Origin of the sequence: Leifsonia sp. McL0607, assembly GCF_049993355.1 — a bacterium.
In the GTDB taxonomy this organism is placed as follows: domain Bacteria; phylum Actinomycetota; class Actinomycetes; order Actinomycetales; family Microbacteriaceae; genus Leifsonia.
The window spans coordinates 1,749,146-1,770,095 of sequence record NZ_CP188253.1 but is presented as its reverse complement, the minus strand read 5'-3'; the positions used below and the strand labels follow the sequence as shown (position 1 = coordinate 1,770,095).

Here is a 20,950-nt window from a genome sequence, read left to right as displayed (position 1 = left end):
GCGGAGGACGGCCGGCGTCAGGCGCGGTGGGAGTCGGACGTGCGCGTGGTGGCGCGGCCCTCCTCAGAGGGCACACGGCCCTCGGCGCGCTGGCCGCGACCGGCCGAGCCGACGTCGATCGTGACCTTGCCGGCCTCCCAGAGGCCTTTGTCGCCGTCGCCGGGAAGCGGTGCAGGCGCGGGGAGGAAGGACTGGCGGTCGCGCTCCTGCTGGGCCTCATGCCGGGTCGGCGCGAAGATCTCGTCGAACGAGCCGCCGATCGCGCCGCTCATCGTTCCCGAGCCCCGGTTGGCCTTGTTGGAGAGATCGATCCAACCGAGCTTCACGCCGGTCACGATCGTCGCGACGAGCGCGCACACGACGACCACGACCCACCAGTTCACCCGTCAAGGGTACCGGAGACTCCCCGGTGACTCGGCGGACGCACAGGAAGAACCAAGGGTACGCGGGTGGTCGGGCGCGGCACGGCGTCCAGAGCGTGTCTCTCGATGTCGTCGATCAGGGAGGCCGTGAGCACCGCCTCCGGACGGCCCGGGCATCACGCGGCCGGCGTTCGGCAGCACCATCCGGTCGACATACACACGCCTGCGAAAAGCCAATATGCCGGTCGCGGCATACCGGTCTCGATTACGGTTCGTGCCTAAGTGCCGCACTCACGGAACGCGGTAGAGCCACTCGTCCGTCGCGAACTTCTCGGCGACCAGTCGCTCGGCCTGCGCGTATTCCGCCTCGGTGATGTCGCCATCGATGGCGCCGTACAGGTTGCGGAAGGTCAGCTTGAGCTGCTCGATGATCTCCGCACGGCTCAGACCGGTCTGGCTGCGCAGCGGGTCCACCCGCTTGGCGGCGCTCGTGATGCCCTTGTCGCTGATCTTCTCGCGGCCGATGCGGAGCACCTCCGTCATCTTCTGGCCGTCCATGTCGTAGCTCATCGTCACGTGGTGGAGCACGGCGCCGGAGCCCAGGCGCTTCTGCGCGGCGCCGCCGATCTTGCCCTTCGGACTGGTGATGTCGTTGAGCGGAACGTAACTCGCATCAATGCCGAGCGACTTGAGCGCGATGATGGCCCACTCGTCGAGGAAGGCGTAGCTGTCGGCGAAGCTCATCCCCTGCACCAGGTCGGCGGGAGCGTAGATCGAGTAGGTGACGACCGAGCCGGCCTCCATGAACATCGCGCCGCCGCCGGTGATGCGGCGGACCACCTGCACACCGTACTTCTCAGCATTGACGGGGTCGACCTCGTTCTTCACCGACTGGAAGCTGCCGATCACCACCGCGGGCTCGCCCCACTCCCAGATGCGGAGGGTCGGGCCGCGGCGCCCCTCCCCGACCTCCGTCGTGAGCACCTCGTCGAGCGCCAGGTGCAGCTGAGGGGAGACGGCCTTGGCGTGCACGATCTGCCAGTCGTAGTCGCGCCAGCTGGTGGCGCGCGCGAGGGCGCGGCGCACGGCGACCGCGACGGCCTCGGGCGAGAAGCCGAGCAGAAGGGCCCCCTCCGGGAGGGCGTCCTTCACCGCGGCGGCGATCGCCTTGGCGTCGCTCTCGGCCGGGAGGCCGTTGACCGCGGCATCGATGGCCTCCAGCGCCGTGTCGGGTTCGAGGAAGAAGTCACCCGACAGCCGGAATCCGGCGATCAGGCCGTCCACGACCTCCAGGTCGACGACGACGAGCTTGCCGCCCGGGACCTTGTACTCACCATGCATGCCCCCAGCCTAGATCCGCCGCCACGCACCCCGCCCGCTCGCCGAATACGCACGAATTCCGCCAGAAACCGTCGAGTCCGCGAATAGTCTGCGTACTCGGCGGTTTCTGGCGGAATTCGGGCGTACTGGCGGGTCGTCAGTCGCGGGCGGTCAGGCGCGGGCGGTCAGGCGCGGGCGGTCAGGCGCGGGTCGAGCCAGGCGGTGAGGTCGGCGTAGACCTCCTCGCGGTTGGTCTCGTTGAAGATCTCGTGGCGCGCGCCCGGGTACACGATCGTCGTCACGTCGGTCAGGCCCGAACGGGTGCGGTACGAATGCTCGAGCTTGCGCGCGGAGGGCGCCCCGCCCAGCGGATCGTCGTCGCCCACCTGGATGAGCAGCGGGAGGTCGCGGGCCAGGTGCCGCGCCGGCCGGCCGAGCAGGCGGGCAGCGTCGGCCATTCCGAACAGCTTCTGCAACGGCACGAGCGTGCAGAGCGGATCGTCGATGAACGCCTGCGCGACGGCGGGGTCGCGGCTGAGCCACTCGGCGCCGGTGGTGCCGAGGTGCGCGTACCGCTTGTTGAGGTCCCCGCTGTTCATCGAGCCGGCCACCCGGTAGGCGGTGCCGGAGAGCACGGCCGCGTCGTAGTCGGCCGAGTGATGGTTCAGCGTCATCTGCCCCATCAGCGATCCCCAACTGTGCCCGACGAACACCAGCGGCAGGTCGCGGTTCTCGTCGCGGATGAGCCGCGTGAACGCACTCAGGTCGCGCAGCGCCGCCCGCAGGCCGCCCGGACCGAGCCGGCCGAGCTGGGAGGCGTCGCCGTGCCACTGCTCCATGCCGGTGCGCCCGTGACCGCGATGGTCGTCGGCGTACACCAGGTATCCCTCGGCCACCAGGTGCTCGGCGAGCTCGCGGTAACGGCCGGCGTGCTCGCCCACACCGTGCGCGAGCTGCACCGCCGCGCGCGGCCGGTCGACCGGATACACGTCGAAGAAGATACGGAGGCCGTCGTCGGCGCTGAACTCTCGCTGCACGCGCTCATTCTGGCGCACGCGCGGCGCTCTCCGCACGACCCGGGCGAACGAACTTTATTTAGCCAGCCTAATTTGTTAGGCTAACTATCTATGGGACGGCTCTCGACACACGACCTCAGCAGCGCTCTGCGCGTCGCCGTCGCACGTCTCTCGCGCCGGCTGCGCGCCGAGAAGGAGGACGACGAGCTGAGCGACACCCAGACCTCCACGCTGGCCTTCCTCGTCCGGGAGGGGTCCGGCACCATCGGGAGGCTGAGCGAGCACGAGCGCGTCACTCCGCCCTCCATGAACCGCACGGTCAACCACCTCGAGGGGGCCGGCTATGTGCGTCGCACCGCCGACGCCGTCGATGGGCGCAAGGTGGTCGTCGTCCCCACCGAGGCCGGCCTCCGGCTCGTCGCCGAGACCCGGCGCCGCCGCGACGCCTGGCTGCACCAGCGGCTGCGCACGCTGACGCCCGAGCAGCGGGAGACGCTCGCCGAGGCCGCCACGATCCTCCGAGAGCTCGCCGACTCGTGAGCGCGATGTTCCGGTCGCTCGCCGGCGTCAACTACCGAATCTGGGCGGCGGGGGCGCTGGTCTCCAACGTCGGCACGTGGATGCAGCGCACGGCGCAGGACTGGATCGTCCTCACCGAGCTCACCCACAACAACGCCTCCGCCGTCGGCATCGTGATGGCGCTCCAGTTCGCGCCGCAGCTGCTCCTGCTCCCGGTGACGGGCTGGGCGGCCGACCACCTGGACCGGCGTCGCCTGATGATGTTGACGCAGGGGCTGATGGGACTGCTCGGCCTCGGGCTCGGCCTCCTCACCATCAGCGGAGCCGTGCAGCTGTGGCACGTCTACCTGTTCGCCCTCGCTCTCGGTGTCGTGGCGGCGTTCGACGCTCCTGCACGTCAGACCTTCGTCTCCGAACTGGTCGCCGGACCCAACCTCTCGAACGCCGTCGCCCTCAACTCGGCGTCCTTCAACGCCGCCCGGCTTCTCGGGCCGGCCGTCGCCGGCCTCCTGGTCGCCGCCGTCGGCGCCGGGTGGGTCTTCCTCATCAACGCCGCGACCTTCGGCGCCGTGCTGCTGTCGCTGATGACGCTGCGCAAGGAGAAGCTGTACCGATCCGAGCGCGCCAAGCGCACCCGCGGCGGCTTGGTCGACGGCTTCCGGTATGTGCGGCGCCGGCCCGACATCATGGTCATCCTGGTCATGGTGTTCCTGATCGGAACCTTCGGCCTCAACTTCCCGATCTTCATCTCGACCATGTCGGTGAGCGTCTTCCACCAGGGCGCGGGCGAGTATGGCCTCCTGTCGTCGATTATGGCGATCGGCTCGGTGATCGGCGCGCTGCTCTCCGCACGCCGCGAGCGGCCGCGGGTCTCGATGCTGTTCGCGGGCGCGGCCTTCTTCGGAGCGGGCTGCGCGATAGCCGCGGTCATGCCGACCTACTGGCTCTTCGCGATCGCGCTCATCATCATCGGCGTCTCGTCGCAGACGCTCATGACCACGGCCAATGGCACGGTGCAGATGACGACCGACCCGATGCTGCGTGGACGGGTCATGGCGATCTACATGGCGATCTTCATGGGCGGCACGCCGATCGGCGCGCCGATCGTCGGCTGGGTGGCCGACGCTTTCGGTCCCCGCTGGGCGCTGGGCGTCGGTGCGGCGAGCGGATTCGCGGCGGCCCTCGTCGGCGTCTTCTACCTCGTGAAGTACCGCGGCATGCGCGTGCGGTTCACGGGTCTGCGGCCCCGCGTGGTGCTGAACCCGCGCGAGGAGGCCCGCGAAGAGCTGGAGGAGACGGAGGCGACGGCGACGCGCGCGAGCTGACGGCGCGCGCCCGCGACGATTCGCGCCACGGACTTCGCAGATGACGATTCACGCCGAATGTTGCGCCTGAACGTGTCAGAGACGGCCTTCAGCGCGAATGCGCCGCCGCGACCGTCGTGCGCATGACGCAGTTGACCGTGCCCTTCGGGCGGTCGTACTCGAACCCGGCGTCCTCGAACACCTGGCGGGTCATGCTGTAGAGGAACGACGGCGAGATGCGCGTGTCCGTCTCCCGCGGGTAGCTCTCGACCACCCCTCCGCCGGCCTCCGCGATGAGCTCGAGCGCGCCTGCGATGGCGATGCGCGCGACACCCCTCCCGCGGTACGCGCGGTCGACGAAGATGCAGGTGATGCGGTAGTCCGGGAGGACCTTCGCGGTCTCCAGGTACTGCTTGCGATGGTAGATGCCGGGCAGTTCCTCCGGGCTGCCGTACTGCGCCCAGCCCACCGCACGGTCGCCGTCGAAGACGAGGGCCGCGTGCGCGCTGCCGCGTCGCACCAGATCGTGCTTGAACTCCTTGGCGAAGTCGGCCGGTCGCTCTGCTGCGTCAGAGGGAGCCGAGTGGGTCTCGCGGTGGAACCACGTGCAGTAACAGCCGCCGAACCCGCCGCCGCCGTGCCGGTCGCACAGCGCGACGAACGCCTCCCACGTGGAGGTGTCGAGCGGGCGCACCTCGAAGGTGGCGGTGGTGTCTGCGGCTGCCTCGGGCATCGTCACGCTCCCCTCCCGCGCCGCGAACCTACTCCGCGCGTCGGTCGTCTGCAATGGTTGTTCCTGACACGCCGCTCCGCGCATGGGCGCGACGGCGTATCGGGACGAACGGATCCCGACTACCCGAACGTGCGCGGAAAGAGGCGCGTGTCCAGGCGGTCGGCGGGGACGCGGAAGTGGCTGCCAGGGAACCCGAGCAGCACCTTCTCTGTGGAGGCGAACGCGTCGAACAGCTCGAGCTGGGAGGCCCGCGTGATCTCCGGGTCGTCAAGCGGGAACAGGAACTCGAGCGGGATGGCGACCTCGCGGGCCGCCTCCAGCATGAACCGGTGCGCACCGATCCCGCCGAAGCTCGCAGCCCGGATGCGCGGCTCGGCGGCGGCGAGCGGTATGCCGATGGCCGACGCCAACGTCATCCCGGTGTAGCCGACCGGACCGGCACCGAGTTCGTCGAGCTGCTGCAGCGCGTCGAGCGTCGCCCGCCACTCGGGAACGGAACGCTCGGCGAGCGACCCGTTGTACTCGGCGATCACGGGATCGAGCGGTTCGCCCCGGTCTCGTGCGCCGAGCAGCGCGTCGACCCACTGCTGATCACGGGCTGACCGGGGGCGGTCGCCGTGGCCCGGCGCGTCGATCGCCGCGACCGTGTAGCCGAGGTCGAGCACGAAGCGGTGCGCGCGAGCGACGAGCCCCGGCGCCTCCTTGTGGAGGCCGCCACCGTGACCCGAAAGGATCAGCGGAGCGCCCGGGACGGGTGTGGGGGTGGTCCAAAGGACGCCGGGGACGTCATCCACGAGGAAGCCGCGGCGGCGCACGCCGTCGGCGGTGGAATCGTCGGAGAAGAAGTTCATGATGGTCGCCTTTCAGAAGAAGCCTGTGTGGCGCTCCCGGCGGCCGGTCGGTCAGTCGCGCGATAGTTCGGAAGACGGGGAGCACCCGTGCGTGTGTGCGTTCACCGTGCTCACCTCCCCGACTGGTCTCGAACCGTGGGTCAGCATAGCGCCGGCCACGATTCCGCGCGAGTGTGGTGAAACAGCGCCGCAGACGCAACTTTCCGCGTGAATGTCCTGAAGCCACCTCCCGCAAACGCGACATTCCGCGCGAACGTGGAGGCCGGAGGATCCGACCCTGCCGGCGCATTCGGCGCGACTGTCGCGAAACAGCGCCGCAGACACCACATTCGCGGGGAAAGCGCGGCGGCGGCCTACGAGTACTCCGGCGGCGCCGTGCGGTACCGCCACGCCAGCTCGTTGTCGAGCACGAAGCGCGACAGCGTCTCGTCGCGCGGCAGCGCGTCACCGACGGATTCCTCCACCGCCGCGAGCAGCGCACCGGCCGTCGTCGGCGACGGCGACGCGATCACCGCATCCAGGAGATCGCTGAACCCCGGAGGCGCCGAGGAGAGTCCCTCCACCCGCGCGCGAAGGTACTTCGGCCCGGGGAAGAACACGCCGTTGTGTGCGAGCAGAGCCCGCGCCGCCGACGTCACCAGATGCACCGACGCGTGTGCGAGCAGCAGCGGGTCGCCGTGCTCGTACGCCTGCGGAAGGAAGTAGCCGCCGTGCAGCCGGCACTGCGCGACGAAGCCGGCGACGCGATCGCGCCAGTCCCCGGCCGACAGCTCCACGACCCGCGCGAGTCGCGCGTCCAGGTCGGCCACCCGGCTGAAGGCCACGCGCGCCGATGCGAACGAGTCGCGCACCGGGTCGTCGCCGCGCTCGGCGGCATCGTCGAGGTACGACAGCGTCGCCAACTTGATGTCGAAATAGCCCTCGTCGTAGCCGATGCCGTCGGTGCTCGTGTACATCAGCCGGCGCGCCTGATAGGCCTCGTCCCAGCGCCGCTCGCTGACCACCAGATACAGGTCGACGTCCGAGTCGGCCCGCTCCGCCCCGCGCGCGACCGAGCCGCTCACGAGGACGGCGAGCACCTCCGGGTCGGCCGACACATCGGCGACGTAGCGTGAGATCGCCCGCTCGTGGTGCTCCATCAGCGATGCCCTCTCAGGCTGCAGCGACGCGCGAGGGCTCGTATCGCACGGGTGCGTAGTTGCGCGCGACCAGCGCCCGGAGCGTCTCCAGATCGCCGGAGACCAGCCCTGCCGAACGCGCCTGGACGAGCGCGTTGCCGAGGGCGGTCGCCTCGACGGGTCCCGCCAGCACGGGCAGCCCGCTGCGATCGGCCGTCGCCTGGCAGAGCAGCGCGTTGCGCGCCCCCCCGCCGACGATGTGCACCGTCTCCACCGGCACGCCGGACAGTGCGGATGCGGTGCGCACCGAGCCGGCGAACGCCTCCGCCAGGCTCTCGATGATGACGCGCACCATCCCGGCCGGGCTAGCGGGGGCGCGGAGGCCGCGCTCGGCGAACCAGTCGGCGATGCGCGACGGGAGGTCGCCCGGCGCCAGGAACCGCGGGTCGTCGGCGTCGAACAGCTCCGACGGGCGTGGCAGCTCGGCCGCCTCGGCGAGCAGGCTCTCCAGGCTCACGTGGAGGCCACGCCGCTGCCACTCGCGGATGGATTCGCTCAGCAGCCACAGTCCCATCACATTGTGGAGGTAGCGGATGCGGTCGTCCACGCCGCCCTCGTTCGTGAAGTTGGCAGCGCGGCCCTCGTCGCTGACGACCCGATCCTCCAGCTCGACGCCGACCAGACCCCAGGTTCCGCACGAGATGTAAGCGGCCCCGGCGGCGTCCATGGGCACCGCGACGACCGCCGACGCGGTGTCGTGCGACCCGACTGCGGTGACGGCGGGCCCGGTTCCGGCGAACGGGAGGTCGAGCGACGGCAGCAGTGAGCCGACGGTGGCGCCGGCGTCCACGAGCGGCGCGAAGAGCGACCGCCGCAGCCCCAGCCGCGCGATGAGCGCGTCGTTCCACGACCCCTCCGCGGTGAGCAGCCCGGTCGTGGAGGCGTTGGTGCGCTCGGCGATCGCCTGCCCGCTCAGCCAGTACGTGATGAGGTCGGGGACGAGCAGGAACCCGTCAGCGGCCTCCAGCACCCCGGTCTCCTGGTCGTGCGCGAGCTGGTAGAGCGAGTTGAACGGGAGGAACTGGAGGCCGCCCTCGCGGTACAGCTTCTCCGGCGACACCCGTGCGTGCACCAGCGAGACGCCCTCAGCGGTGCGCTCGTCACGGTAGTGGTACGGCTCGCCGAGCAGCCGGCCCGCGCGCAGCAGCCCGTAGTCGACCGCCCAGGCGTCGACGCCGACGCTCGCGAGACCCGGCTCCGACCGCGCGAGGGATCCCAGCCCCTCCAGCACGCTGGAGAACAGCCCGGTCAGGTCCCAATGCAGCGCCGAGCGGCTCCCCTCCCACAGCCGCACGGGCGTGTTCGGGAAGCGCGCCGCCTCGGTGAGCTCGAGCGTGTTCGCCCCGACCCGTGCGTGCATGACGCGCCCGCTGGTCGCGCCGAGGTCGACGGCGGCGACCGCACCCGTCGACGAGGCTGAGGCGGAGCCCGTGGCGCTCATCGCACGGCCCCGTTCATCGGAGGAAGGCCGCCGCGACGCCCGCGTCGACGGGGATGTGGAGTCCGGTGGTGTGGTCGAGGTCGCTGGAGGTGAGCACGGCGACCGCGTTCGCGACGTTCTCGGGCAGCACCTCCCGCTTGAGGAGGGTGCGCTGCGCGTAGTACTTGCCCAGCTCCTCCTCCGGAACCCCGTAGACCGCGGCGCGCTTGGCGCCCCAGCCGCCGGCGAAGATGCCGGAGCCGCGCACGACGCCGTCCGGGTTGATGCCGTTGACCTTCACCCCGTAGTCGCCGAGCTCGGCCGCGAGCAGCCGCACCTGGTGCGCCTGGTCGGCCTTCGTCGCCGAGTACGCGATGTTGTTCGGGCCGGCGAACACCGAGTTCTTGGAGGAGATGTAGACGATATCGCCGCCGAGCCCCTGCTCGATGAGGACCTTTGCGGCCGCCTTGGAGACCAGGAACGAACCCTTGGCCATGACGTCGTGCTGGAGGTCCCAGTCCGCCTCGGTGGTCTCCAGCAGCGGCTTGGAGATCGAAAGGCCGGCGTTGTTGACGATCAGGTCGAGGCCGCCGAACTGCAGCAGCGCCTCCTGAATGCCGGCGCGGATGTCGGCCTCGCTGGTGACGTTCGCCGCCACCCCGATCGCGACGTCCGTGCCGCCGAGCTCGGCGGCCGCGGCCTGTGCCTTCTCGAGGTCGAGGTCCGCGATGACCACGCACGCGCCCTCGGCCGCCAGCCGGGTGGCGATGGCCTTGCCGATTCCGGAGGCCGCACCCGTGACGAGCGCGATGCGTCCAGCGTGCGACTTCGGCTTCGGCATCCGCTGCAGCTTCGCCTCCTCGAGCGACCAATACTCGATGTCGAACTTCTCGGCGTCGGAGATCGGCGTGTACGTGGAGAGCGCCTCGGCGCCGCGCATCACGTTGATGGCGTTGATGTAGAACTCGCCGGCCACTCGCGCGGTCTGCTTGTCCTTGCCGTACGAGAACATCCCGACGCCCGGGACGAGCACGATCGCCGGGTCCGCGCCGCGCATCGCGGGCGATTCGGGCGTCGCGTAATGGTCGTAGTAGGCGGTGTACTCGGCCCGGTACTGCTCGTGCAGCTCCGTCAGGCGCGCGATCGAGTCCTCGACGGAGGCGTCGGCCGGGAGGTCGAGGATGAGCGGCTTGACCTTGGTGCGCAGGAAGTGATCCGGGCAGGACGTGCCCAGCGCCCCCAGCCGCGGGTGCTCCTCCGACGCCAGGAAGTCGAGGACCACGTCGTCGTCGGTGAACGAACCGACCTGCGGCTTGTCCGTCGACGCCAGTCCGCGGATCGTGGGCGCCAGGGCGGCTGCCTTGGCCTTCCGCTCGGCCGGGGCCAGCGGCTCGTTCGCGTCGATGCGAGGCCCGAACGGCTCGGGCCGGCCGTGCGTCTCGATGTAGTCGGCGGCGGTCTGGATGATCCAGAGCGAGTTGGCCTCGGCCTCCTCGCTGGTGTCGCCCCAGGCCGTGATGCCGTGACCGCCGAGCACGGTGCCGATCGCGTCGGGGTTGGCCGCCTTGATGGCCGCGATGTCCAGGCCGAGCTGGAAGCCGGGCCGGCGCCACGGCACCCAGACGACCTTGCCGCCGAAGATCTTCTCGGTCAGCGCCTCCCCGTCAGCAGCGGTCGCGATCGCGATGCCGGAGTCGGGGTGGAGGTGGTCGACGTGGGCCGCATCCACCAGGCCGTGCATGGCCGTGTCGATGGAAGGTGCCGCGCCGCCCTTGCCGTGAAGGGTGTAGTCGAATGCGGCGACCATCTCGTCCTCGCGCTCCACGCCCGGGTAGACGTGCTGCAGTGCGCGCAGGCGGTCCAGGCGCAACACGGCCAGGCCGGCCTCCTTCAGCGTGCCCAGGTCTCCGCCGGAGCCTTTCACCCATAACAGCTCGACCGGTTCCCCCGTGACGGGGTCGGTCTCGGTGCCCTTGGCGGAGGTGTTCCCGCCGGCGTAGTTCGTGTTCTTCGGGTCGGCGCCGAGGCGGTTCGACCGGGCCAGGAGGGCCGCGACGGTCTCATTCGTCATTGTGCGTGTGTCCTTCTGCGAGTGTCGTCTGCGTGTGGTTTTGCGAGTGTATGGCTGCAAGCGGTCAGGCGCCCCAGCCGGCCTGGGCGCCGCCGACGCGCTCGGCCTCGATCTTCTGCTGGTAGCCGGAGGCTTTGTAGGCGGCCATGGGGTCCGCGGGGAGGCCGCGCGACTCGCGGAAGTCCGCCAGGTCGGCGCGCACGTCCGTGTTGAACGCGTCCATGAACACCGTGTTGGCGGCGAGCACGTCGCCGGCGGTCTGGGCGGCGGCGAGGGCCTCCGTGTCGACCAGCAGCGCCTTGGCGGTGGCCTCCTGAACGTTGAGCACCGAACGGATCTGACCCGGGATCTTCGCCTCCAGGTTGTGGCACTGGTCGAGCATGAACGCGACGTCCGGGTTGGCGTAGCCGCCGCCACGGATGACCTCGAACACGATCCGGAACAGCTGGAACGGGTCGGCGGCGCCGACGATCAGGTCGTCGTCGGCGTAAAACCGGCTGTTGAAGTCGAACGAGCCGAGCTTGCCCAGGCGCAGCAGCTGCATGACGATGAACTCGATGTTGGTGCCGGGCGCGTGGTGGCCGGTGTCGAGGCACACCAGCGCGCGGTCGCCGAGCGCGGCGGTCTGCACGTAACTGGTGCCCCAGTCCGGAACATCGGTGTGGTAGAACGACGGCTCGAAGAACTTGTACTCGAGAACCAGGCGTTGGCCCTCACCGATGCGCTCATAGATCTTCGCCAGCGAGTCGGCGAGGCGGTCCTGCCGGGCACGCAGCGAGTCCTGACCCGGGTAGTTCGTGCCGTCGGCCAGCCAGATCTTCAGGTCGCGCGACCCGGTCTCGTTCATGATGTCGATGCACTCGAAGTGGTGGTCGATCGCCTTCTGGCGGATCCGGTCGTCCCAGTGCGTGACCGACCCGAACTTGTAGTCGTCGTCCTGGAACGTGTTCGAGTTGACCGTGCCGAGCTCCACGCCGTTGTCCTGGGCGTGTTTGCGGAGGTCGGAGTAGGAGGAGACCTTGTCCCACGGGATGTGCAGCGCCACCGTCGGCGCCAGCCCGGTGTGCTTGTGCACCTGCGCGGCGTCCGAGATCTTCTCGAACGGGTCGCGTGCCGTGCCGGGGGTTCCGAACACGCGGAAACGCGTGCCCGAGTTGCCGAACGCCCACGAGGGCAGCTCGATCGCCTGCAGCGCGAGCTGCGAGCGGATGTCGTCGGTGAGGGTCATGGTTTGTCCCTTTCTTTGAGTCGTCATCTTTGTGTCTGGGTGACCTCGGTCGCAGGCTCCCTCGGCGCTGGGGTCGCGGCATCGCTTCGCGCTGCCTCTGAGCTCCACCGCGCGTATCGCTCCCCTTCGATCTGCCGCAACGACTTGCCCTGCGTTGCGGGAGTCCAGATCACTCCGATGAGGAGCGCGACGGCGAGGAATCCGATGAGGAGGAGGCCGACGGTGGGCACGCCGCTGCTGGCGAGCAGGAGTGGGAACACCGAGCTCAGCAGACCGACCGCGATGCGCGCGGCGAAGAAGAGCACTCCCTGCGCGCTCGCGCGGTACGACGTCGCGAACAGCTCCGCCGTCCACACGCCGTAGAACGCTTGCGCGCCGATGCCGGAGGCGATTCCCCAGGTGACCGCGAATGTCAGCAGTGTCGCGAGGCCGGGAGGGGCGAAGACGAGCACGACCCAGGCCAGGATGCCGAGCAGCGCGCCGATCGCGTAGAGGATCCGCCGCGACATCCGGTCGGCCAGGCGCATGAAGCCGAAGTACGTGGCGGCTACGGTGCAGCCCCAGACCAGCACCTGCAGGAGGTCCTGCTCGACAGCGCTGTGCACGCCGGCGGCCTCGTACACGCGCGGCATGAAGATGCCGGCCTGCCCGGCGACCAGGTTCCAGAACCCGTAGACGCCGAAGAGGAACAGCAGCGCGGTGATGTTCACGCGCTTGGAGAACAGGGCGCGCATCCCGCGACCGGAGGCGGCGGTGGAGACGGCGCCGGTCTTGACGTCCGTCCACAGCTTCGACTCTGGCAGGCCCTGCCGCACCCACCACACGATCGCGGCGACGACGAACAGGTGGAAGAAGATGATCCGGCTGCCGAACAGCCCGAGCGGCGCGAGCGCTGCGGCCAGGGCGAAGCCGATGAGCGGGCCGATGGACCAGGCGAGCTGCGCCATGCCGACGTGCTTCGCGCGGGCGTGGTCGGGCGCCTGTTCGGCGATGTAGGTCCAGGAGGCCGGCACTCCGGCGCCGACGGCGATGCCGGTGATGAGGAACGCCGCGAACAGCATCCCGGAGTTCACGGCGAACACCGCGAGGAGGACGCCGAGCATGTAGAGCAACAAGTCGTACGTGTAGATGAACTTGCGGCCGAGGCGGTCGGTCAGCGGGCCGCCCAGGATGGCGCCGATCGCCGCGCCGAAGGCGTTCGCGCTGAAGGCGGCGAGGATGCCGACGAATCCGTCGCTCAAGTGGAACTCGGCCTGCCAGAAACCGAGGCTGGTGGCGATCGCGATGATCGACCCCGACTCGATGTAGTTGCTCATGGCGACCGAGCTGGTAGCCCGCCAGCCCGTGGTGTTGCTGCTTCCGACTCTCACGTCTTCGTGTTCCCTTGCTGCTCGTTAAAGGTGGAAGTATTCGGCCAACGGCTTCATCGTGCTGTCCGGCGCAGTCCCCTCGGCGAAGAAGCCGGCCATGGTGGCCTGCCAGCGCGCATTGACTTCGCGCTCGTTCATCGCCGCGAGCGCGCCCTCGAAGTCGTCCGTCTCCAGATAGCCGACGACGAGCGCTTCCTCTCGGTCGACGAAGAGGGAGTAGTTGTTCCAGCCGGAAGCCTTCAGCGCGTCGAGCATCTCCGGCCAGACCGTCTCGTGAGCGGTCAGGTAATCGTTCACGCGCTCCGGCTTCAGCCGCATTGTGAAGCACACCCGCTGCATGTTCACCCCTTCGTCGCGGTTCTCGTGGTGTGAATCGATTCAACATGAATCGATTCAAAGCATAACACATGACCCTCGGTGGCAAACTCCAACCGGTCGCAGGTCCAACCTCGGTCGCAGGCTCCCTCGGCGCTGGGGTCGCGGACTCCTCGGTCGCCGGCTCCCTCGGCGCTGGGGTCGCGGCATCGCTCCGCGCTGCCCCTGAGCTCCACCGCGCGCTCCGCGCTGCCCCCTAGCTCCACCGCGCATGCGGCGCGGAGTCGAGCAGAGACATCCGCGCCGCATGCCGATCACTCCCCCATCGTTCTCGCGCTCAGCGGACGGCGCCGACGGAGGCAGGAATCTCCGCGGTGACCGAGATGGGTCCGCCGCTCAGGTGCTGGTCGTCGCGGCCCGGCAACCGCAGGATGCCGTCCACACCCTCCGGAAGCTCAGCGTCGACCGTCAGGAGGTCACCGTCCAGACTCCAACGCACCGACACCCGACCTTGCGGAGTCTCCAGCGACGTCGCCGCCTCGGTCAACCCTCCACCGGGCTGCGGGGCGACCAGCACCGACGCGTACCCCGGCTTCAACGGCGCCAGGCCGCCGACGACGCGGTGCATCCAGTCGGCGACGGCGCCCAGCGCGTAGTGGTTGAACGAGGTCATCTCCCCCGGATTGATCGTGCCATCCGGCAGCATCGAATCCCACCGCTCCCACACCGTCGTTGCCCCCATCGTCACCGGGTACAACCACGACGGGCACTCCTTCTCCAACAGGAGCCGATACGCCACCTCCGTATGCCCCGTCTTCGTCAATGCGTCCGCGATGAACGGCGTACCCGCGAAACCCGTCGAGATCCGATAGCCAGCCTCCGCCGCCAACTCCGCCAGCCGCTCCCCCGCAACCTCCTCATCGCCCGCGTCGAGCAACCCGAACTGGATCGCCAACGCATACACCGTCGTGCAATCACTCTTCACAACACCGTCACGCACATACTCACGATCGAACGCCGCCCGCAAGTCCTCCGCGATCGCGCGGAACTCCGCCTCCTCCTCCGCACGGCCGAGCAACGCGGCCGTGTCCGCCACGATGCGTGCCGAGTGGTACGCGCACGCGGTGGCCACGACACCCTTGTCGGCCTTCGCCGCCGCCGGGTTCTCCGGCGGAGCATCCGGGTCGAGCCAATCGCCGAACTGGAAGTTCGCGTCCCACACCCCCGTCGGCGAGAGCAGCGCCTTCACGCGACGGACGTGCGACGTCATCGACCCGAACTGTCGGGCCAGCACCTCCTCGTCGCCGTACGCCTGGTACAGCGTCCAGGGCACCCACACCGCAGCATCCGACCAGATGGCCGTCGAGTCGGGCTCGCCGAACTCCGACGAGCGGTCGCGGTCGTGGAACTTGAGCACATCCGGGATGACGAAGCCGACGATCCCGTCGTGGTGCTGCTGCTCGAGGTCGAGGTCGACCAGCCAGTCGGAGAGGAACGCATCCACGTCGTAGAGGTATGCGGCGGTCGGCGCGAACGCCGCGATGTCACCGGTCCAGCCCAGGCGCTCGTCGCGCTGCGGGCAGTCGGTCGGCACATCGAGGAAGTTGCCGCGCATCCCCCACACCACGTTCTCGTGGAACTGATTGAGCAGCGGGTCGGAGCTGCTGAACTCGCCGATGCGGGTCAGCTCCGAGCCGACCGCGATCGCCGTCAGATCCTCCGCCTTCAGCTCGCCCGGCCAGCCCGAGACCTCCGCATAACGGAAGCCGTGGAACGTGAACGTCGGCTCGAACTCGTCCGCTCCTCCGCTGAGGATGTAGCGGTCGGTCGCCTCGGCAGTGCGCAGCGGGCGCACCCCCAACTCGCCGTGCTCCAGCACCTCCGCGTGACGGATGGTCACCTCGGCGCCGGCAGGGCCCTGCACGCGCACCTTGATCCAGCCGACCAGGTTCTGCCCGAAGTCCACGAGGGTCTTACCCGACGAGGAGGTGCTGATCTCATGCACAGGGAGGCTCGCCCAGCGCTTTACCGACGGGCCGATGTAGGGCTTCAGTTTGGCGGTGTCGAACTCGAGCGCGTGCACACCGGTCCAGCCCTCGCCGGAGAAGCCGGGCAGCTTCCACGAGTCGTCGCGCAGCCGCGCGTCGATCGTCTCGCCGTCGTACAGGTCGTTGGCGAGCACCGCGCTCGGGCCGCTCGCCCACGCGTCGTCGGTGACGACCAGCTGCGTGCTGCCGTCCTCGAACTCGACCTCCAGCTGAGCGAACGCGCCGAGCGTGTCGCCGTACCAGGAGCCCTTGCCCGACCAGCCGAGACGGCCGCCGAACCAGCCCTTGCCGAGCGCGACGCCGAGAACGCTCGTGTCCTCCAGCAGCGCGGTGACGTCGTACGTCGCGTAGCGCAGGCGCCACTCGTAGCTGCTCCAGCCGGGGGTGAGGACGTCGTCGGAGACGGCGCGGCCGTTGAGCCAGGCCTCCGCCACCCCCTGGGCAGTGAGGGTCAGAGTGGCGCGGGTGACGGCGCCGTGGCCCACCTCCAGCGAGAACTCCCTGCGCAGCAGCGGAGCCCCGGCGAAGTCTTCGTCCGCGGCGATCATCTGGGCGTGCCAAGTCATAGTTCCGTCTCTCCGGTTTCGTTTCGTTCGGTTTTCAGTGTCGGTGTAGATGTGTTCGGTGCGGCTTCTCCGGCCATCAGCCTTTGACGGCGCCGGAGGTGATGCCGGCGATGATCTGGCGGTTGAAGAAGATGTAAGCGACCAGCGGCGGGATGGTGATGAGCAGGATGTCCATGAAGAGCAGGTTGTAGAAGCTCAGGTTCTGTCCCGCGAAGGTGTAGAGCGTGGTCTGCACGGTCGCGTTGTCGGAGCCGGGGAGGAAGTACAACGGACCGGCGAAGTCGTTGAAGACGAACACCGACTGCACGACGATCACCGTCACGATCACCGGCCGCAGCAAAGGTAGGATCACCTGGAAGAACAGCCGCACCCGGCCCGCGCCGTCGAGCACCGCGGCCTCGTCGAGCTCCCGAGGAACGGTGTTGAAGAACGCCCGGAACAGCAGGATGCAGAAGGACAGCCCGAACGTGGTCTCGATCAGGATCATGCCCGGCATCGTCTTATACAGGCCGATGCCTTGCAGCACCCAGATGGTGGGGACTACGGCGGGCGGCACGATCAGGCCCGCGAGCACGAAGAAGTTGACCACCGGACCCCACTTGCTGCGCTTGCGGGCCAACACGTAACCCGCCATCGCCGACAGGATCACCATCAAGGCCACGGAGCCGACCGTGAGGACGAACGAGTTCAGGAACGCCCGCCAGATCAGGCCATCGTTGCTCTCCAGCACCGCGACCAGGTTCGGGAAGAACGTCCACTCCTTCGGCCAGGTGAAGGCCAGGCTGGAGGCGTCGTCCGGCGTCTTGGAGGCCTGCAGCACGACGAACGCGAAGGGCACGAGGAAGACGACGATGGAGACGAGGATCGCGATGATCCCGACGATCCAGGCACGGGTTCTGGCGCGGGTCACAGCTCCACCTGCTTTCTGTTCAGGAAATACGACAGCGGCACCATGATCAGCGTCACCACGAGGAAGAGGATCACGTTGCCCGCCGTCGAGAGGCCGTAGAACCCCGCCTGGTACTGCTTGTAGATCACCGAGGCGATCACGTCGCTGGTGAAGCCGGGGCCGCCTCCGGTGGTCGCCCAGATGATCTCGAACGACCGGAGGCCGCCGATCAACGAGAGGATGATCACCGTCGCCGTCGCACCCCGCGTCAGGGGGATGGTGATCCTCTTCAGGATGTTCCACGACCCGGCGCCGTCGATGCGGGCTGCCTCGTAGTACTCGTTCGGGATGGCCACGATGCCCGCCATGAAGATCAGGGTCGCGATGCCGACGCCCTTCCAGATATCGACGCCGGCGATCGTATACAGCGCCAGGTTCGGGTCGGTGAACCAGCCCGGCTGCGGCAGGCCGAAGAAGCCGAGCACCGCATTCACCATGCCGTGGAACGGATCCAGCAACGACTTCCACAGGATGCCGACACCGATCGTCGACAGCAGCACCGGGAAGAACACGACCGCCCGCAGATAGCCACGCCCCACCACCGGACCCGTCAGCAGCAGCGCCAACAGGAACCCGATCACGACCTTCGTCGCCGAGGTGAGGAAGGCGTAGATCAGGGTGTGGATGAAGCTGGTGTACAGCTGCGGGTCCTGAAAGAACTGCACATAGTTCTGAAAACCGATGAAGGTCGAGTCGAACAGCGACCACCGCGTCAACGAGAAGTAGAACGACGAGACCGTCGGGATCGCGAAGAAGATCAGATAGAGGACGATCGCCGGGATGAAGAACCACGTCGGGTAGTGCGACCGCATCCGCGTTCTCTTGGGTTTGTTGCGCGAGGCCCCCACCTCGCTGATGATGTCGGCCGCTTGGGCTGCGGTCGCGGGACTGGCCGTCGACATAGTCTGCTCCTCGTCGAGTCTTCTGGGGGTGTGTTGCCGTCCGGGCCGGCGCTCGGACGCCGGCCCGGACGTGGGCTCACCAGCCCTTGATGCCGAGCTGCTGGGCCTGGGCCTTCACATCCTGGTCGTACAGGGCGGCGCCCTGCTGAGCGTTGGAGATTCCCGAGCCCACCTGGATCAGGATCTTCTCCAGGTTCGGGCCCTTGATCGGGGACAGGAACTCGAGCGCGAGGCCCGTCTTCTTGTCGTCCTGGTACTTCAGCTCGTCCTTGACCAGCGCGGGAGCGTTGTCCGGGACCTTGCAGGTGCTGATCGCGAACGGGCCGGCGGGGGTGCCTGCGCTGTTCTGGATGTCGCAGCCCGTGGGCGAGTTGATGTATGCGACGAGCTTCTTGGCCGCGGCCAGCTTGTCTCCGCTCGTCGTCTTCGGGATGTACGCACCGCCCGGCTCCCAGACGGTCGCGTGCGGCTCACCCGAGTCCGTCGGCATCGCGAAGTAGCCGATGTCGTTGATCTGGCTGGGGTTGGACTGCAGGACGTTGCTGATCACGGTGGTGATCATCGGGTACTGCGCGCCTTCGCCGGTGGCCAGCACCTTGAGGGCGTTGACGTTGGTCAGCGACGCGTAGTCCTTGTTCATCAGACCCTTGTCGAAGACCTCCTGCGTGTGCGTGAAGCCCGCCAGTGCCGGCTCCTTCGAGTACTTCGCGTTGGACTTGTTCGCCGTGTAGTCGTCGGCCCACTTGGGGTCGGTGGCGTTCACGTTGGCGAAGTCGCCGAGCACGAAGAGCTGGCTCGTCCAGGTGTCGCCGTAGGACTGGATCACCGGGACGACGCCGGCGGCCTTGATCTTCTCGCTGTTGGAGATGAACTCGGCCCACGTCTTCGGCACAGATAGGCCGAGCTTCTCGTAGACCTTCTTGTTGTACATGATGCCGCCGTCGAACGTCGTGCCGGTCGGGGCGCCGTAGGTGCCCTTGGAGGTGCTGACGGTCTTCTTGAAGTCGTCGGTGATGTCCTTCACCCACGACTCGTCGGTGAGCGGCTGGAGCTGCGTGTCCGGGTGCAGCGCCTGGAAGAGCGATCCCGAGTTGTAGAGGAACACGTCGTTCATCTCGCCGGTGGACAGGCGGGTTTTGATGAGGTTGTCGCCGTCGGTGCCCGTGGGGCGCGTCTCGACCTTGACGGTGATCTTCGGGTTGGCCTTGTGGAAGGCCGTCGAGAGGTCGTTCGCGAACTTGGTGGCGGCGGGGTCGTTGCCGGCAGCGAGCAGCGAGATGGTGACCGGGCCGTTCGAATTTCCGCCCGACGAACTGCAGCCGGCGAGCGCGAGAGCCGCGAGCGCGATGCCGCCGAGCGTGGCGACGACCTTCGTCGTCGTCCTGTGAGAGAACATCAAATACCTCCTTGTATTCGGGACGTTTCCGCCCCCGGTGCTACGGGTGGTTTGAAACGCTTCACATGAAGATAAGTCCTCCAGGGGATTACGTCAAGGATGAATTGTGTCGATTCAGTAACGAGACGTAGAGGGGCCACTGAATCGCGCGTTCAATTCGACCATTGCATCTCGGCTATCCCAAAAAATTCCCTTGACCTGGATATTTTTCTTTGTCCGGCTTCCGAAGAAGCCCACATCGCTCGACCACTATTGAAAATTGTTTCGTTTCAACACGCGCATCCATTACGATGTCCCGCGGGAGGGAATGACTTCATGGCTTCTGCAAGCGTCAAAGACGTCGCCGCGCTGGCTCAGGTGTCCGTCGGGACGGTGTCGAACGTGCTCAACCGGCCCGACATCGTCTCCCCCGAGACCGTCGAGCGGGTCCATCTGGCGATGGAGAAGCTCTCGTACGTGCGCAACGAGGCGGCTCGTCAGCTGCGCCTCGGCCACAGCCAGGCCATCGGCCTCATCTCGCTCAGCGGCGCCAACCCGTTCTTCACCGACGTCGCGACCGCGGCCGAGAACGCGGCGTCCGACGCGGGCTACGAAGTCATCGTCGGCAACAGCAACGAGCGCAGCGAGCGCGAGGCCGGCTACCTCAACCTGTTCGAGGAGCTCCGGGTGCGCGGGGTGCTCCTGTCCCCGGTCGGCGACGTGGCTCCCCGCCTCCGCCGGATGCGCGACCGCAACATCCCGATCGTCCTGGTCGACCGCGAGAGCAGCGACAGCACCTTCAGTTCGGTGTCGGTCGACGACCTCGCCGGCGGCGCCCTCGCTGCGCGGCATCTCATCGACACCGGCCGCACGCGCCTCCTGTTCGTGGGAGGGCCGGTCGCGATCCAGCAGGTGAGCGACCGCCTCGCTGGCGCGCGGTCGGTCGTCGACCAGCACCCCGGTGTCTCGCTGGAGGTCGTGTTCGGCGACTCGCTCACCGTGCTCGAGGGTCGCCGCATCGGTCAGACCGTCGCCGACCGCGCTCCCGCGGATCGCCCCGACGCGGTCTTCGCCGCCAACGACCTGCTGGCCATCGGCCTCCTGCAGTCGCTGTTCATCGGCGGCAAGCTTGCCGTTCCTGACGAGATCGCTCTCATCGGCTACGACGACATCCTCTTCGCCGGAGCCTCCGTCGTGCCGCTCACGTCGGTGCGGCAGCCGAGCCACCTCATCGGCGAGACCGCCGTCCAGATCCTCCTCGATGAGGCCGACGACCGCTCAGTGGAGCCCCGGCACATCCGCTACCAGCCCGAGCTCGTCGTACGGGCGAGCACGTCGCCGCACTGAGCGGCTCGCGCCGGTCGCGACATTCACCGTGAATGTCGCGACCGGAGCAGGCGAACACGACATTCACGGCGAATGT

At 68.3% G+C, this 20,950-nt stretch carries 18 protein-coding genes; 3 read left to right on the top strand and 15 right to left on the bottom strand.

What is annotated here, in order from left to right; translation table 11 throughout:
• Positions 1-17: 17 nt before the first annotated feature.
• The 3 genes from ACPPVW_RS08550 to ACPPVW_RS08540 all read right to left on the bottom strand — a co-directional run bounded on the left by ACPPVW_RS08550 (position 18) and on the right by ACPPVW_RS08540 (position 2,719).
• Positions 18-383, bottom strand: a complete 366-nt coding sequence (locus ACPPVW_RS08550) for a hypothetical protein (RefSeq protein ID WP_426626065.1) — start codon at positions 381-383, stop codon at positions 18-20.
• Positions 384-653: 270 nt separating this feature from the next.
• Positions 654-1,703, bottom strand: a complete 1,050-nt coding sequence (locus ACPPVW_RS08545; protein WP_426626064.1) for a lipoate--protein ligase family protein — start codon at positions 1,701-1,703, stop codon at positions 654-656.
• Between the two features lie 164 nt (positions 1,704-1,867).
• Entirely contained in the window at positions 1,868-2,719 is an 852-nt protein-coding gene (locus ACPPVW_RS08540) for an alpha/beta fold hydrolase (protein ID WP_426626063.1), read from the bottom strand.
• A 90-nt stretch (positions 2,720-2,809) separates the two neighbouring features.
• On the opposite strand from ACPPVW_RS08540, the gene ACPPVW_RS08535 reads away from it, so the two are divergent.
• Both ACPPVW_RS08535 and ACPPVW_RS08530 read left to right on the top strand, forming a co-directional pair.
• Positions 2,810-3,238, top strand: a complete 429-nt coding sequence (locus ACPPVW_RS08535) for a MarR family winged helix-turn-helix transcriptional regulator (protein WP_426626062.1) — start codon at positions 2,810-2,812, stop codon at positions 3,236-3,238.
• Between the two features lie 5 nt (positions 3,239-3,243).
• Positions 3,244-4,542, top strand: a complete 1,299-nt coding sequence (locus ACPPVW_RS08530; protein WP_426626272.1) for an MFS transporter — start codon at positions 3,244-3,246, stop codon at positions 4,540-4,542.
• 88 nt (positions 4,543-4,630) lie between these two features.
• Here ACPPVW_RS08530 and ACPPVW_RS08525 read toward each other — a convergent pair whose 3' ends face one another.
• From ACPPVW_RS08525 to ACPPVW_RS08470, 12 genes are all read right to left on the bottom strand, one after another.
• Positions 4,631-5,254, bottom strand: a complete 624-nt coding sequence (locus ACPPVW_RS08525; RefSeq protein ID WP_426626271.1) for a GNAT family N-acetyltransferase — start codon at positions 5,252-5,254, stop codon at positions 4,631-4,633.
• A 119-nt stretch (positions 5,255-5,373) separates the two neighbouring features.
• A complete protein-coding gene (locus ACPPVW_RS08520) occupies positions 5,374-6,105 on the bottom strand; it encodes a dienelactone hydrolase family protein (protein ID WP_426626061.1) in 732 nt (243 codons plus the stop codon).
• 353 nt (positions 6,106-6,458) lie between these two features.
• Positions 6,459-7,244: a hypothetical protein gene (locus ACPPVW_RS08515; protein WP_426626060.1), complete on the bottom strand. Its 786-nt coding sequence runs from the start codon at positions 7,242-7,244 to the stop codon at positions 6,459-6,461.
• A gap of 13 nt (positions 7,245-7,257) precedes the next feature.
• Positions 7,258-8,724: a rhamnulokinase gene (locus ACPPVW_RS08510; protein ID WP_426626059.1), complete on the bottom strand. Its 1,467-nt coding sequence runs from the start codon at positions 8,722-8,724 to the stop codon at positions 7,258-7,260.
• 13 nt (positions 8,725-8,737) lie between these two features.
• Positions 8,738-10,834 carry a bifunctional aldolase/short-chain dehydrogenase gene (locus ACPPVW_RS08505; protein ID WP_426626058.1) on the bottom strand — a complete coding sequence of 699 codons (2,097 nt, stop codon included), beginning with the start codon at positions 10,832-10,834 and terminating at the stop codon, positions 8,738-8,740.
• Between the two features lie 4 nt (positions 10,835-10,838).
• Complete coding sequence (gene rhaI / locus ACPPVW_RS08500; protein WP_426626057.1) at positions 10,839-12,002, bottom strand: L-rhamnose isomerase; 1,164 nt, start codon at positions 12,000-12,002, stop codon at positions 10,839-10,841.
• 23 nt (positions 12,003-12,025) lie between these two features.
• Positions 12,026-13,318, bottom strand: coding sequence for an MFS transporter (locus ACPPVW_RS08495; RefSeq protein WP_426626056.1), 1,293 nt, complete (start codon positions 13,316-13,318; stop codon positions 12,026-12,028).
• A 78-nt stretch (positions 13,319-13,396) separates the two neighbouring features.
• On the bottom strand, positions 13,397-13,711 hold the full coding sequence (locus tag ACPPVW_RS08490; protein ID WP_426626055.1) for an L-rhamnose mutarotase: 315 nt from the start codon (positions 13,709-13,711) through the stop codon (positions 13,397-13,399).
• 313 nt (positions 13,712-14,024) lie between these two features.
• Entirely contained in the window at positions 14,025-16,301 is a 2,277-nt protein-coding gene (locus ACPPVW_RS08485; RefSeq protein ID WP_426626054.1) for a family 78 glycoside hydrolase catalytic domain, read from the bottom strand.
• A gap of 76 nt (positions 16,302-16,377) precedes the next feature.
• Positions 16,378-17,211: a carbohydrate ABC transporter permease gene (locus tag ACPPVW_RS08480; protein ID WP_426625319.1), complete on the bottom strand. Its 834-nt coding sequence runs from the start codon at positions 17,209-17,211 to the stop codon at positions 16,378-16,380.
• A complete protein-coding gene (locus tag ACPPVW_RS08475) occupies positions 17,208-18,152 on the bottom strand; it encodes a carbohydrate ABC transporter permease (RefSeq protein WP_426626053.1) in 945 nt (314 codons plus the stop codon). The genes ACPPVW_RS08480 and ACPPVW_RS08475 overlap by 4 nt, the downstream gene beginning before the upstream one ends.
• Positions 18,153-18,228: 76 nt before the next feature.
• Positions 18,229-19,548: an ABC transporter substrate-binding protein gene (locus ACPPVW_RS08470; RefSeq protein ID WP_426626052.1), complete on the bottom strand. Its 1,320-nt coding sequence runs from the start codon at positions 19,546-19,548 to the stop codon at positions 18,229-18,231.
• A 315-nt stretch (positions 19,549-19,863) separates the two neighbouring features.
• Here ACPPVW_RS08470 and ACPPVW_RS08465 point away from each other — a divergent pair, with 315 nt between their 5' ends.
• Positions 19,864-20,874 (top strand): LacI family DNA-binding transcriptional regulator, encoded by a 1,011-nt coding sequence (locus ACPPVW_RS08465; protein WP_426626051.1) that lies wholly within the window; start codon positions 19,864-19,866, stop codon positions 20,872-20,874.
• Positions 20,875-20,950 lie beyond the last annotated feature (76 nt).